Origin of the sequence: Nocardia sp. CDC153 (genome assembly GCF_035818515.1) — a bacterium.
Taxonomy (GTDB): Bacteria; Actinomycetota; Actinomycetes; order Mycobacteriales; family Mycobacteriaceae; genus Nocardia.
The window spans coordinates 502,076-516,275 of record NZ_JAYKYU010000004.1 but is presented as its reverse complement, the minus strand read 5'-3'; the positions used below and the strand labels follow the sequence as shown (position 1 = coordinate 516,275).

General features: G+C 68.3%; 13 protein-coding genes. 10 read left to right on the top strand and 3 right to left on the bottom strand.

The window, feature by feature from the left end; all coding sequences use genetic code 11:
- Positions 1 to 93 precede the first annotated feature (93 nt).
- Positions 94 to 1,893: a fatty acid--CoA ligase FadD11 gene (gene fadD11 / locus VMT65_RS24905; protein WP_326310807.1), complete on the bottom strand. Its 1,800-nt coding sequence runs from the start codon at positions 1,891 to 1,893 to the stop codon at positions 94 to 96.
- A gap of 259 nt (positions 1,894 to 2,152) precedes the next feature.
- On the opposite strand from fadD11, the gene VMT65_RS24900 reads away from it, so the two are divergent.
- From VMT65_RS24900 to VMT65_RS24885, 4 genes are all read left to right on the top strand, one after another.
- Positions 2,153 to 3,451 (top strand): MFS transporter, encoded by a 1,299-nt coding sequence (locus tag VMT65_RS24900; protein ID WP_326311194.1) that lies wholly within the window; start codon positions 2,153 to 2,155, stop codon positions 3,449 to 3,451.
- A 19-nt stretch (positions 3,452 to 3,470) separates the two neighbouring features.
- A complete protein-coding gene (locus tag VMT65_RS24895) occupies positions 3,471 to 4,130 on the top strand; it encodes a response regulator transcription factor (RefSeq protein WP_326310806.1) in 660 nt (219 codons plus the stop codon).
- 4 nt (positions 4,131 to 4,134) lie between these two features.
- On the top strand, positions 4,135 to 5,592 hold the full coding sequence (locus VMT65_RS24890; protein ID WP_326310805.1) for a sensor histidine kinase: 1,458 nt from the start codon (positions 4,135 to 4,137) through the stop codon (positions 5,590 to 5,592).
- A 115-nt stretch (positions 5,593 to 5,707) separates the two neighbouring features.
- A complete protein-coding gene (locus VMT65_RS24885) occupies positions 5,708 to 6,622 on the top strand; it encodes a TAXI family TRAP transporter solute-binding subunit (protein WP_326310804.1) in 915 nt (304 codons plus the stop codon).
- A gap of 179 nt (positions 6,623 to 6,801) precedes the next feature.
- On the opposite strand, the gene VMT65_RS24880 is transcribed toward VMT65_RS24885, so the two are convergent.
- Positions 6,802 to 7,683: a hypothetical protein gene (locus VMT65_RS24880; protein ID WP_326310803.1), complete on the bottom strand. Its 882-nt coding sequence runs from the start codon at positions 7,681 to 7,683 to the stop codon at positions 6,802 to 6,804.
- 178 nt (positions 7,684 to 7,861) lie between these two features.
- Here VMT65_RS24880 and VMT65_RS24875 point away from each other — a divergent pair, with 178 nt between their 5' ends.
- Positions 7,862 to 8,284 carry an ester cyclase gene (locus tag VMT65_RS24875; RefSeq protein ID WP_326310802.1) on the top strand — a complete coding sequence of 141 codons (423 nt, stop codon included), beginning with the start codon at positions 7,862 to 7,864 and terminating at the stop codon, positions 8,282 to 8,284.
- A gap of 7 nt (positions 8,285 to 8,291) precedes the next feature.
- Here the strand turns inward: VMT65_RS24875 and VMT65_RS24870 are convergent, their stop codons facing one another.
- On the bottom strand, positions 8,292 to 8,870 hold the full coding sequence (locus tag VMT65_RS24870; protein WP_326310801.1) for a TetR/AcrR family transcriptional regulator: 579 nt from the start codon (positions 8,868 to 8,870) through the stop codon (positions 8,292 to 8,294).
- Between the two features lie 94 nt (positions 8,871 to 8,964).
- On the opposite strand from VMT65_RS24870, the gene VMT65_RS24865 reads away from it, so the two are divergent.
- The 5 genes from VMT65_RS24865 to VMT65_RS24845 all read left to right on the top strand — a co-directional run bounded on the left by VMT65_RS24865 (position 8,965) and on the right by VMT65_RS24845 (position 14,197).
- On the top strand, positions 8,965 to 9,783 hold the full coding sequence (locus VMT65_RS24865; protein ID WP_326310800.1) for an SDR family oxidoreductase: 819 nt from the start codon (positions 8,965 to 8,967) through the stop codon (positions 9,781 to 9,783).
- A gap of 15 nt (positions 9,784 to 9,798) precedes the next feature.
- A complete protein-coding gene (locus VMT65_RS24860; protein WP_326310799.1) occupies positions 9,799 to 10,869 on the top strand; it encodes an NAD(P)H-dependent amine dehydrogenase family protein in 1,071 nt (356 codons plus the stop codon).
- Between the two features lie 109 nt (positions 10,870 to 10,978).
- The gene (locus tag VMT65_RS24855; RefSeq protein ID WP_326310798.1) at positions 10,979 to 11,371 is read left to right on the top strand and encodes a hypothetical protein; all 393 of its coding nucleotides are present in this window, start codon (positions 10,979 to 10,981) and stop codon (positions 11,369 to 11,371) included.
- A 77-nt stretch (positions 11,372 to 11,448) separates the two neighbouring features.
- Entirely contained in the window at positions 11,449 to 12,396 is a 948-nt protein-coding gene (locus VMT65_RS24850) for a helix-turn-helix transcriptional regulator (protein WP_326310797.1), read from the top strand.
- 157 nt (positions 12,397 to 12,553) lie between these two features.
- On the top strand, positions 12,554 to 14,197 hold the full coding sequence (locus VMT65_RS24845) for a GMC family oxidoreductase N-terminal domain-containing protein (protein ID WP_326310796.1): 1,644 nt from the start codon (positions 12,554 to 12,556) through the stop codon (positions 14,195 to 14,197).
- Positions 14,198 to 14,200: the final 3 nt, after the last annotated feature.

Below are 14,200 nucleotides of genomic sequence, written 5' to 3'. Positions count from 1 at the left end.
CAGATGCTCTGTTATGAAGGGTTCAGTCCTGCCGGACAGGGCGGCTGGTGCTGCTATCCCGGTTGTATGCACGCCCGGGTCCGCGAATCCCGGTCAGTCGGTGGCGGGTTCGTGGACGCCTTCGGCGAGGGTGGGTTGGTACATGCGCTCGATGTGGTCGGCGTATTTGGCGGCGATGGGTTTGCGGCGCAGTTTCATGGTGAGGGTGACTTCGTCGCCGCCGGGTTCCCAGAAGGTGGGCAGCACGGTGAAACGTTTGATCTGTTCGACGCGCGAGAGTTTCGCGTTGCCGGCGGCGATGCCGCGGGCGATGTCGGCGAGCAGGTTCTTGTCGGCGGCCAGGGTTGGCGCGGTGGCGTCGGGCAGGTGGTGGCGGGCGGCGTAGGCGGTCGCGGTTTCGGCGTCGAGGACGATGAGGGCGGTGTTGTAGGGCCGGTTGTCGCCGATGGTGGCCAGCGCGCCGATGAGCGGGGTGGCGGCTTTGATGGTGTTTTCGATATTGGCCGGGGACATGTTCTTTCCGGCGGAGTTGATGATGAGTTCTTTTTTGCGGTCGATGACGCGCAGGTAGCCGTCGGGGTCTTCGGTGATGATGTCGCCGGTGGCCAGCCAGCCGTCGGGGTCGAGGGCTGCGGCGGTTTTCTCGGGTTCGCGCCGGTATTCGCGCATGACCAGGGGTCCGCGCACGAAGTATTCGCCGTCGTCGCCGATTTTGGATTCCAGGCCCGGCAGCAGCCGTCCGACGGTGCCCAGGCGGGCCTGTTCGGGTGGGCTGACCGACACGATGCAGGTCAACTCCGACATGCCCCACACTTCGGAGATGGGGATGCCCAGGCCGTAGAAGAAGCCGAGGGTTTCCGGTGGGATCGGCGCGGCCCCCGACAGCGCCCATTTGAGTTGGTCGAGACCCAGTTTCGCGCGCAGGGGCCCCAGCACGGCGGCGTCGGCACGCTCCCATTCGGCGGCCTGGGTGTCGTCGAGCGCCACCCCGGCCAGTTGCGCTTGGGCCTTGCGAGCGGCTACGCCGAGGGCCCAGTCCAACCCGGCGCGGCGGGCGGGGTCGGTTTCGGCAGCGACGGAGTTCTCCACGGCCGCTTTGAGTTTCTCCCACACCCGCGGTACCGCGCCCCAGATGGTGGGGTGCACGTCGGCCAGCGCGGCCGGGAGTTGGGTGCGGTCGGGGACGACGGTGATCTGGGTGCCGAAGTATTGGTGCAGATACAGGTTGGTGACCCGGTCGGCCATGTGCGCGGTCGGCAGGAACGAGGTGATGCGGTCACCGAATTCGACCGGCATGACCGAGGCGTAGGCGCGGCATTCGAAGGCGAGGTTGGCGTGGGAGATCTCCACGCCTTTGGGGTTGCCGGTGGTGCCGGAGGTGTAGCAGAGGGTGACGATGTCCGCGCCGGTGATCGCCTGCCAGGTGGCGTCGAAGTCGAAATCGCTGCGCCCCAACTGTTTGAGCTGCGCCACGGTCATGGTGCCGGGCACGGCGGCATCGAGGGCCACGATGGTGTGCATCGGCACCCCGCTGGCACGAATCGTGTCCACATATTGGGCTTCGCAGATCACCACCTTGTTCCCGGCGTTGGTGAACACGTAATGCAATTGTTCGGGCGAGAGCGTGTTGTACACCGAGAACGAGGTGGCCCCGGTGTGCTGGGCGCCGACTTCGAGGGGATAGAACTCGACCCGGTTGCCCATCATGAACGCCACCGTGTCCCCGCGCCCGACCCCCAAGGCCGCCAACCCGGCCGCCACCTCCCGCACCTGGGCGGCGTACTCGCCCCAGGTCAAACTCTGGGTGCCGCCGATGTTGCGGACCGCGACCGCGCTCGGGTCGATGGCGGCGGTCGCTTGGAACGCGGCCGGGGACATATTGGGTTCATTCATCGCATGTCTCGATCCACTCACCAGTCAAGCCTTCTCAGACGGTAAGGCGCACAGCGGCTTCCGCGGGCGGGTTTCACCGGCATCGATGCGCACCCGATCGTCCTAAGGAACGGTTAGGAAACCGCGCGAGGGCTTCTACGCAGGGTGTGTCGGCGGCCACAGTGGAGCCCGGAATGCGATGCGGCATTCGTGTCGGTAAGGGAGAACAGCTGTGAGTAGGACACGCGTGGCCGGGGAACGGCGGGTGGTGGCGAACGTGATGCGAGGTTCGATCGGCAACCTCGTGGAGTGGTACGACTGGTATGTCTATGCGGCGTTCAGCGTGTATTTCGCCAAGACGTTCTTCCCCGACGGGGACGCCACGGCCCAGTTGCTGTCGACCGCGGCGGTATTCGCGGTCGGGTTCTTGATGCGGCCGATCGGCGGGTGGGCGTTGGGCCGCTACGCGGACCGGTTCGGGCGACGCAGCGCGTTGACCTTGTCGGTGACGGTGATGGCGGCGGGATCGTTGTTGATCGCGCTGACCCCCTCCTACGCCTCGATCGGACTGGCCGCACCGGTGATCTTGTTGGTGGCGCGGCTGCTGCAGGGGTTGTCGGTGGGCGGTGAATACGCCACCAGCGCAACCTATTTGTCAGAAGTGGCCTCGCCGGGGCGGCGCGGGTTCTATTCCAGTTTCCAGTACGTGACCCTGGTGGCCGGACAGTTGGTGGCCCTCGGGGTGCAGATCGTGTTGCAGCAGATGTTGACCTCGGCGCAGATGTCGGTGTGGGGGTGGCGGATTCCGTTCGTGATCGGAGCGGCCGCGGCGTTGATCGTGATGGGGCTGCGTCGCGGCATGGACGAATCGGAGTCCTTCCGCGCCGAATCCGGCACCGCCGCCGGTACCGGGCGGGGTTCGCTGGCGGTGCTGTTGCGGTATCCGCGCGAATGCCTGCTGGTGGTCGGGTTGACCCTCGGTGGCACGGTCGCGTTCTACACCTACACCACCTACATGCAGAAATACATGGTCAACACCTCCGGGATCGCGAAATCCACGGTGGCGTGGATCAATTTCGTGGCACTGCTGGTGTTCGTGGTGTTGCAGCCGGTCGCGGGCGCGCTCTCGGATCGCATCGGCCGGCGCAAGCTGCTGATCTCCTTCGGCGTGCTGGGCACCCTGGGCACCGTCCCGATCATGACGGTCCTCGGCGGCACCAAGAACCCCGTGGCCGCGTTCGCGTTGATGCTGACCGCGCTGGTGATCATCACCGGCTACACCTCGATCAACGCGATCGTGAAGGCCGAGCTGTTCCCGACCCGCATCCGCGCGCTCGGGGTCGGGTTGCCGTACGCGTTGACGGTGGCGATCTTCGGTGGCACCGCGGAGATGATCGCGTTGGCGTTGAAGAAGGCCGGACACGAGTCCCTGTATTTCTGGTACGTGTCCGGATGCGTGTTGATCTCGCTGGTCACCTATTTCTTCATGCGCGAGACCTCGGCTGACTCCAGCATCGACGCCGAGGACAACACCACCAGCGCAGGCTCCGGGGCCCCCGATCGGGTGTCGGTGCGCTGAGTCGGGAGAGAATCGGGCCATGCGGTTGGCGGTGGTCGAAGACGATGACGGGGTCGGTGAGGCGTTGGTGGAGGCGTTCACCGTCCGCGGCCACCACGCCACCCGCCTGCGCCGCGGCGCGGACCTGTTGACCGCGCACCGCGGCTTCGACGCGGTGGTGTTGGATCTGGGCCTGCCCGACGCCGACGGGTTGACGGTGCTGCGGCAGCTGCGCGAGGTCAGCACCGTCCCGGTGATCATTGTGACCGCGCGCAGTGACGAACGCTCCATCGTGCGCGGATTACGCGGCGGCGCGGACGATTACGTGGTCAAACCGCCGCGCATCGCCGAACTGCTGGCCCGCCTCGAGAATGTCACCCGCCGCGCGCACCCGGTGGCCGCGCCCACCGAACGGGTGGTGGTGACCGGGGATGTGCGCGTGGATCTCGAGGCGCGCCGCGTGGAGGTGGCCGGGGTGCCGGTCGCGTTGACGGCCAAGGAATTCGAACTCGTGCAGGTGTTGACCGAGCGGCCGGGGGCGGCGGTGAGCCGCCAACAGTTGATGGACCGGATTTGGGGTGACGCGTTCGTGGCGGTGTCGCGGTCGCTGGATGTGCACATGACCGGACTGCGCGCCAAACTCGACCGCCCGGGACTGATCACGACGATTCGCGGCTACGGCTACCGGTGGGGCGACTAGCCGCGTGCGCCGCCGACTGCTGATCGCGTTGACCGTGTTCGCCACCGTGGCCGTGCTGGCGTTCGCGGTCCCGCTGTGTCTGACCGCCGCCACCAGCCGCACCCAGGCGCTCATCGGTGACCGCACCGGCGACGCCGACCGGTTCGCGGCCTTGACCGTCACCGCCGACCGCCTCGGTGACCATCGCGCGCTGGCGATGGAAGTGCAGCGCTACCACGACCTCTACGGCGAACCGGTCCTGATCGTCGATGCCCGCGGCGCGGCGATCGTCAACGCCGGCGTCGACCCGCGCGACATCCACGTCGCCGCCGCGCTGGCCGCGGCGCGACGAAATCAGCGCCCCGCCACCGTGACCCGGCTGCTGCCGTGGAGTCCGGCGACCGCGTTGATCGCGCGCCCGGTCGGCTCGGATCTGCACGTGGACGGCGCGGTGCTGATCGCGGCGTCCACCACGACCGCCCGCACCGACATCACCCGCGTGTGGGTGATCGTCGCCGTCGGTGCGCTCGCGGCCATGGCGGTGTTCACCGGGCTGGCGTTGGTGCTGTCGCGGTGGGTGTTGCGGCCGCTGGCGCGCTTGTCCGGCGCGGTCGCCGAACTCACCGCCAGCCTGCCCAAACCCCGCACGCCCGCGATCGTGACCCGCCGCCACGGCGGACCACCGGAATTGCGGGCGGTGGCCGAATCGGTCGACTCGATGGCCGCCGCGGTACGCGATTCGACGCGCGCACAACGCCGCCTGGTCGACGACACCGCCCACGCCATGCGAAACCCCCTGGCCGCGTTGACAATCCGCCTGGACTCCTTGGAGCCCGCGATCCCCGACGCGGCGGTGGCGACGTTTCGGGGCGCGACCCGAGAGGTGGAGCGGCTGACCGGGCTGCTCGACGGGCTGCTCACCCTGGCCGTGGCCGAGGGCCGCGACTTCGACCCGACCACCGCACCCGCTCTCGAACGCTGCGACGCCGTACAAGTGGTGCGCGACCGAATCGACGCCTGGCACAACGCCTTCGACGACGCCGACATGACCCTGACCCTCACCCCCACACCCGACACGGCCACGACCGACACCGACGCGAGTGCCGCACTCGGCTCCCACGCCGAGACCGCGGTGTCGGCCGAGGTGCTGGCGCAAATCCTCGACGTGCCCTTGAGCAACGCCTGCCGCTACGCCGGTGCCGGCACCCACACCCGCGTGGCTGTGACCACCGAGCCGGGCTGGGTGCGCATCACCGTCACCGACAACGGACCCGGTGTCGCGGCGACCGAACTCGACCAACTCACCACCCGCTTCTTCCGCGGCTCCGCCGCCGCGGGCGTCGGCGGCTCCGGGCTGGGCCTGCCCATCGCGCAGGCCCTCGTGACCGCCCGCCACGGCACCCTCACCGTCGAAACCGCCGACCCACACGGGCTCGCGATCGTCATCCGCCTGCCCGCACTCCCCGGGGGACAGCAGCCGTGAGCCTCGACCACCGCCCGACCAGCGGGCTGCCCGACCCTCGGCACCGGTTGCCCGGTGCGGTGATTCACCCACGGCGGACTTCCGGGCTCGCCCCGATCGAGCAGCAGGTGCGGCGATGATCTCCCGGCGCACGATATTGCGGGGTGCGGTCGCCGCGGCGGCGGGCCTGGTGGTGCCGACAGGGGTGGCGGGCTGCTCGCACGGTGGCGGTGATCGCCTGGTCCGGTTGGCGGCGGGAGAGGCGGGCGGTTTCTATCACGCGTTCGCGCTGCTGTTGGCGCGCGCGGCCGCCGGGTCCGGGGTGCGGATCGAGGTGACCGCGACGGCCGGATCGCTGGACAATCTGACCCTGCTCGCGCGCGGGGACGCCGATTGCGCGCTCGTGCTGGCCGATTCACTGGTCGAGGACCCGGATCGACCACCCGCGGTCGGCCGCGTCTACGAGAACTATCTGCAGTTGGCCGTCGCCGTCGACAGTCCCTATCGCACGGTCGCCGACCTGCGGGGCGCGCGAGTCAATCTCGGGGCGGCCGGGTCGGGGGCCACCCATATCGGTGAGAAGCTGCTCACCACGGCGGGTGTGGATGCGACCGAGGTGACCGTCACGCATCTGCCGTTGCGCGACGCGGCCGCCGAGGTGAGCGGCGGCCGCCTGGACGCGCTGCTGTGGGCGGGCGGTCTGCCCACGGCGGCGTTGAATCCATTGCGGCTGTTGGATCTCGACCCCCTGACCGCGGCCATGCGGGAACGCTTCGGCTACCTCTACGACCCGGTGCTGATCCCGGCGGGCACCTACCCCAACACCGCGGCCGTGCACACCATCGGCGTCGCCAACCTGCTCGTCGCCACCCCGACCCTGCCCGACGACACGGTCGGCGCACTCACCGAAGTCCTGCTCACCCACGCCGATTCCCTGGTCCCCAGCGAGGCCGCGGGCACCCAATTCCTCGACGCCCGTTCCCTCATCGGCACCGGATCGGTACCCCTGCACCCCGGCGCTGCCGCGGTGTATCGCCGCCACCACGGATAGGGACACACCACACCGGTCATCCTTCGACCGGGTGTGCGCACGGCCGCGCCGCCGCGCCCATTCGGCCAGTGCGCCACACGAACTCGGCGCACCTGTCGCCTGCTCGGGTGCCGAGCGCGAAGGATGCGAGCGCACGCAGGTCCTCCTCGACTGTGGCGGCCGAGTTGCGCGCGGTCGGCCTACTGCGGTGGCTGGGCGTGCGTGCCGGAACGATGCTGGGGTGTGGAGGGGTCGTTGGTGGCGGGATAGCCCGGGGTGGACTGGTATCCGGCAGGCGTGCCCTGGCCCGGCGCACCCGCGGTCGGGGCCGGGGGCTGCCACCTGGGTGGTGCGGAGGCGATCACCGTCGGGTCCGCGGTGGGGGCGGCGGGAAATCCCGGGGCGTCAGAGTAGGCCGCGGGCTGCCATTGCTGCGGGGCCGGGGTGCCCGGCTGGGCGGCGAGCTGATGCGGGGTGGACACATTGTGCTGCGGTGCCGGCGCGGCCTGCTGCGGGAACGGCGCGTACTGCTGCACCGGATTCTGGTGCGGCACAGCCGATGTCGGTTGCGCCCTGCCGCCGGGCATCGCCGGGGTGGTCGGGCCGGTGGCCGGGGCGACCGGGACGAGCACGCCGATGATGGCGACCAGCGCGGCGAGGGTGGCGGGGATGGTCAGCCAGTTGCCGACGGAGCCCAGGTCCGGTGCGTAGCGGGTGTGCTGCAGATACAGCAGCAGGAAGCTCAGATTGGGTACCAGCAGCAGTCCCGCCGCGACGCCCGCGGCCGGGCGCGCGGTGCCGCCCTTGGTGGCGAAGCAGACGATCGCGGCGGCCAGCCCGGCCAGTACTTCGAGCACCGGCAGCGCGCTCGACAGCGTGTAATGGGTGGTGGCCCAGGCGATGTGGACGCCGGTGGTGACCGCGGCGAGGATCAGCGCGATGCCGGTGACGATCACGATCGCCGATCGTGGTGCGCTCGCGGGGCGGGCCGGAGATCCGGGAGTGGTTGCGGTGGCGGGGTATCCGGGCGGGGGTGGCCAGCCCGGTGGCGGGGTGTAGGCGTGCTGCGGCGGAATGCTCATGCGGGTGTGTTTCCCCTCCCTGGAAAAGGTCGGCAACCACCCTAGTCCAGTTCGTCGGCATGTGCGCGCCAACCACGGTTTACGTCACTGTGACGAATCATTCTGGGGGAGCGGCGAATCGCCGGGGGAGCGGGGCGAACTCCCGGCGGCGCGACCGCGGCGGAGTTATGGTCGGCCCATGAGCGTTGATCCGAAAACCGTTGTGCGTACCTTCTATTCGACCACCGACGCCATTTCCGCGGGCACCCTGCAGGGTTCGGCTCTCGACGAGGTGCTCGCCGAAACTCTCGTGGTGCACATGCCCGACGGCACCCACGTCGACCGCGATGGCTTCAAGGCCGTCAATCACGCCTTCGCCCAGGGCTTCCCGGGCTCGGTGCACACCCTCGAGGACATCATCGCCGAGGGGGATCGGGTGGTGGCGCGCATGCGATGGCGCGGCACGCATTCCGGTGAGTTCCAGTCCGCGCCGCCGACCGGCAACACCATCGAGTTGGCCGAGACCGGGATCATGCGCGTCGAGGACGGCAAGATCGTCGAGTTCTGGCCGCTGTTCGACTCGCTGGCCCTCATGCTCGGGGTCGGGATCGCGAAAATCTGAACGGGCGCTATTCGGTGGGCCGCTGCCCGAGGATGCCGTAGAGGAGCAGGTCTTCCAGCGAGGCCGCGAAACCGTCCAGATCGTCGATGTCGCGGATGCACATGGCGAACAACGCGGCACCGGCGATGGTGTCCAGCACCGTGTTGGGGTCCAGGCCCGGCCGCGAGGCCCGCCCGGGCAGATAGTCGCGCAACTCCTCGCGGGTCGGGGTGTCCAGACGCGCGGACAGTTTCTCGTACAGGCCCGAGTCCTGGCGCATCTCGGCCATCAGACCCGGCATGGCCGCGCGGGTCTCGGCCGACCCGAACAGCTGGATGGTGCCGCGGATCACCTTGCGCACCTCGGCCAGCAGGTCCGGGGCCACCACCGCCGAACCCACATCCGGGAACACGGCCTGGGCGATGAGGTGGGCTTTGGAGGGCCAGCGGCGGTAGATGGCGGGGCGGCTGACCCCGGCGCGGGCGGCGATGGCGTCGATCGAGGTTGCGGCATAACCCTGTTCGACGAGCAGGGCGCGGGCGGCGTGCAGGACCGCGGCGTCCACCGCGGGGTCGCGGTGCGGGCCCAGCCGGTGGCGTGTGGTCACGAAATCCATTCTTGTCGCTGCCGTCGGGAGTCGTTACAGTCTGTCACATCAAAGTCGTTACATTCTGTAACTGCTGAGGACTCGAGGAGGAGTCGTGTCAGCCCACCCCACCCCCGCGCACCCCTACACACCGGTCCCGCTGCTGCGCGGCAAGGTGATCGTCATCTCCGGAGTCGGCCCGGGCCTGGGCCATTCGCTCACCGTCGAGGCCGCCCGCATGGGCGCGACCCTGGTGCTGGCCGGACGCACCGAGAAACGACTGCGCGAATACGCCGACGAGGTGAGCGCACTCGGCGCCACCGCCCACGTCGTGCGCGCCGACATCACCGACGAAACCCAACGACAGGCTTTGGCCGAGCAGACCCTGGCCGCCACCGGCCGCGTCGACTGTCTGATCAACAACGCCTTCGCCATCCCACCCATGCACCCGATCAGCCAGATCGACCTCGAGGCGCTGCGGGTGGCCAACGAAACCAATGTGTTCGCGCCCCTGCGACTCTCGGCCCTGTTCGCCGACGCCCTGGCCGCCACCCGCGGCTCGATCATCATGCTCAACTCGTGCGTGTCCTACAGCTCCCAACCCGAATACTCCGGCTACAAACTGTCCAAGGGCGCCCTGCAACACCTGGCCTCCTCGCTGGCGACCGAGCTGGGCCCGCGCGGCATCCGCGTCAACTCCGTGGCCCCCTCTTATGTCTACGAGGACATCAACAAGGCCTACTTCGATTGGCTGGCAACCCAATCCGGGGTCGGCCACGGCGACATCTACCGGCAGAAGGCCGCACCCACCGACCTGGGCCGCCTGGCCGACCCCGAAGAAGTCGCGCGCGCGGCCCTGTTTTTGGCCAGCGACCTCGCCACCGCCGTCACCGGACAAATGCTCACCGTCGACTGCGGCGAGTTCCACCGATAAACCCAGGAGACACCCGTGACAAAACGCATCGTGCTGTGGGGGACCGGCGTCGTCGGCTCCATGGTGCTCGCCGAAATCCTGCGCCACCCCGGCTTCGACCTCGTCGGTGTCGGCGTCAGCAATCCGGACAAGGTCGGCCGTGACGCCGGAGACCTGTGCGGGGCCGACAAAACCGGTGTGGCGGCCACCGATTCGGTCGACGAGCTCATCGCGTTGCGGCCCGACGCCCTCGTGCACTACGGGCCCACCGCCACCTTCGCCGAGGAGAACATGCGCGTCATCGGCGCGTTCCTGCGCGCGGGCATCGACGTGTGCTCCACGGCCATGACCCCGTGGGTGTGGCCGCACACCGACAAACTGCCCGCCCCGTGGCGCGACCCCATCACCGAGGCCTGCGCGGCCGGGGGAGCCTCCTGCTTCACCACCGGCATCGATCCCGGCTTCGCCAACGACCTGTTCCCCATAACCCTCATGGGCCTGTGCGGCGAAGTCGCGTCGGTGCGCGCATCGGAGCTGCTCGACTACACCGACTACGAAGGCGACTACGAATTCGAGATGGGCATCGGCCACCCACCCGAATTCACCGCCCTGCTCGAACACCCCGACATGCTCGTCATGGCGTGGGGCGCAACGGTTCCCATGATCGCGGCCGCCGCCGGTATCGAACTCGACGACATCACCACCACCTGGGACAAATGGGTCACCCCCGAAGATCGCCCCTCGGCCAAGGGCATCGTCAAAGCGGGCACCGTGGCCGCCATCCGTTTCACCATCAACGGCGTCTACAAAGGCCGCGAGGTCATCACCCTCGAACACGTCAACCGCATCGGCCTCGACGCCGCCCCCGACTGGCCCGCGGGCACGAAAGACGACGTCTACCGCGTCGATATCGTGGGCAGCCCGTCCATCTCGCAGGAAACCTCGTTCCGTTTCACCGACGGCTCGGGCCGCACCCCGGCCGTGGCGGGCTGTCTGGCCACCGGCATGCGCGCCCTCAACGCGGTGCCCGCGGTCAACGCGCTGCCGCCGGGCTGGGTCACCGCGCTGGATCTGCCGCTGATCCCGGGGGTGGGCACCATCCGCTGACCGTGTGTGGGCGGCGTGCGCGCCGGGCGGGCGCTAATCCGGGGCGAGCACACGAGAGTCGATTAGCGTTGTCGGCGGTCCGCAACCCCGTTCGACACAGGAGGAAGCCTTGCCCGCAGCTGTCCGTGGTGTCCGCGTCCCCGGTATCCGGGTCGCCGTCGTGAGCGGCCTGTGCGGCCTGGGCCTGGCCGCGCTGTCGTGGACCGCGCCGATCGCCGTGGCCGACAACCCGATTCCGCTGCTGCCGGTACCGCCGGTCGCCCCGGTACCGCCGGTCGCACCGGTGGCTCCGGTCACCCCGCCCAGCCCGGGCCAGATCGTCCCCACCGGCAGCTCGAGCCAAACCTCGACCGAGACCACCACCGACTCGAAAACCGAAACCTTCACCGGCACCTGCACCACGACCGCCTCGGGCACCGTGACCAGCACGTGCACGGGAACCACCACAACCACCGAGACCACGACGACGACCACCACGTCGACGACCACCAATTGGCTCTGAAACAGCGAATCCCGCCCGACGGCAGCGACTTCGGCCGAACCGGCGGGCGGGTGTGAACGAAAACAGGCGGCGCACCCATGCCCAGCGGCCAGAACCATTCCAGCGCAACGTCATTGCGGTTGTGGGAGACATTGCTCAGTACCGATGTCGTGCCGATCGCCGTGCAGCCGCTGGCCGGGCGATCGTTTTCGGGGAGTTTCTCCTCGGTGGTCTCGGTCGGCGGCCTGCGGATCGGGACCGGCCGCGGCGGCGGTATGCAGGCCAGTCGCACCGCCCACCATGTCGCGCGCACCGACGATCGTTACGTGGTGGCCATCGCACCCACCGCGGGCTCGGCGCTGGTGGTCACCGAGGACCGGCGCGAGATGTCGTTGACCGCGGGCTGCTTCACGCTGATCTCCACCGACCGGCCGATGATCTTCCGGATCGAGAGCTACTGTGCCACCGCTATCGTCCAGGTTCCGTGGTCGATGCTGTTGGCGCGCAGCGAACTCGGGGAGGCGTGTTTTGCCGGGCTGTTGGCGCAGCCGCTGGCGTTGCCGAGGGTCGGTGCGGCCGCGATCGCGGCCGGTTATTGCCGGGCCGTGGCCGCCCTGCCCGATGACTACGCGGCCGACCGCACCGCGATGGCGACCCACACCGTGGACCTGCTCGCCTCGGTCGTGTCGCTGATCGCCGGTGAACGCCCGCCGCAGGCGCCCGCCATGGCCCAGGCGCGCGAACGAGTGCTCGAGTATCTGCGTCAGCACTTCGCCGACCCGGGGCTGACCGTTGATCACATCGCGGCGGCCTGCTCGATCTCGCGCAGCACCCTGTATCGCGCCACCGAAGCCGATGGCGGTGTGGTGTCGGCCTTGCGGCGGCTGCGCCTGGCGCACGCGCGCAAGCTGCTGCTGACCCGCTCGGCCACGATCTCGTCTATTGCGGCGGGCTGCGGTTTCGGCAGCGAGCGGCAGTTCTATCGCGCGTTCCAGGAGGAGACGGGAATGTCGCCGGGTGAATTCCGGCATCGGCATTCTCGGTGAAATGGGACGGCGTGTCAGTGAATTGATTCCCCATGTCAGTGGCGGGATTTTCGTGACAGGAATTTCTTCACATAGCTGAAATGTGTTCGTTTCAATTGATATTGTGCGCGGCACACGAAGGCCCCGATTCATCGGCCTTCACTCGGAAGGTATTTCTATGCAAGGCAAGCCGCGCACCACAGCATTCGCCTCGTCCATGTCACGGCGAGGATTTCTGGCGGCCGCAGGACTGGCCGCGGGCGCAGCGGGGGCCATGGCACTGCTCCCGGCCCAGCTGACCGCCAAGGCCTCGGCGGCACCGAACCAGATCAGCGACGGCGACCACGTACCGAACCTGATCATCGGCTCCGGCTACGGCGGAGCGGTCACCGCGCTACGGCTCACTCAGGCGGGCAAGCAGGTCGCGATGGTGGAGAAGGGCCAGAACTGGGTCACCCCCGGCTCCGACGGAAAGATCCACCCCACCCTCCTGAATCCGGACGGGCGCTCCTACTGGTTCAAAACCAAGACCGAACAACCGATCAGCAATGTCCTGGGCTTCCCCATCGACAAGAGCATTCCCAGCGACGCGGGCATCCTCGACGCCGAGGACTTCGCCGCCATGCGCGTCTATCAGGGCCGCGGCGTCGGCGGCGGCTCACTGGTCAACGGCGGCATGGCCGTCGTCCCCAAACAGTCCTACCTGCAAACCATCCTGCCCTCGGTCGACATGGGCGAGATGTACTCCAAGTACTACCCGCGCGCCAAGGCCGGCCTGCAGGTCAACAGCATCGACCAAGCCTGGTTCAACACCACCAAGTGGTACCAGTACGCGCGCGTCAGCAGCGACGTGGCGAAAAAGGCCGGCTTCAACACCGTCTTCGTCGACAACGTCTACGACTTCAACTACATGAAACAGGAAGACGCGGGCAGCGTCCCGACCTCAGCGCTGGGCGGACAGCTGCTCTACGGCAACGACTACGGCAAGAAATCGGTCGACAAAACCTATCTGGCCGCCGCCGCGGCGACCGGCAACCTGTCGATCTCACCCCTGCACACCGTCACCTCGGTCACCCCGGCCAACGGCAGCGGCTACACCGTCACCATCACCCAGTCCGACGTCAACGGCAAGGTGCTCGCCACCAAGACCGTCACCGCCGACAAGGTGTTCTTCGCCGCGGGCAGCGTCGGCACCAGCAAACTGCTGGTCGCGATGCGCAGCCAGAACAAGCTGCCGCATCTGGACTGCACGGTCGGCACCGGCTGGGGAAACAACGGCAACGTGATGGTGGGCCGCGCCGGCTGGGACGCCACCGGAACCAGCCAATCCACCGTGCCCTGCATGGGCATCGACGCCTGGGACACCAATTCGGTCTTCGCCGAGATAACCCCGTTCCCCGCCGGCATCGAAACCTTCGCCAACCTCTACCTCGCCATCACCAAAAACCCGAACCGAGCCAATTTCACGTTCAACTCGAGCAGCGGGGGAGTCGACCTGAATTGGACAGCCGACATGTCCCAGCCCTCGATCGACGGAGCGAAAGCCGTCTTCGACAAGATCAACGCCAGCGCGGGGACGATCTACCGCTATGACCTGTTCGGCGACAACAGAATATGGGGCGACTTCTTCACCTACCATCCGCTCGGCGGCTGCCTGCTCAACCAGTCCACCGACAATTACGGGCGACTCAAAGGATATCCGGGCCTCTACGTCACCGACGGCTCCCTGATTCCCGGCAGCGTCGGCGTGAACCCGTTCGTCACCATTACCGCACTCGCCGAACGCAATATCGAAAAAATCATCGCGACCGACCAATTCTAGGAG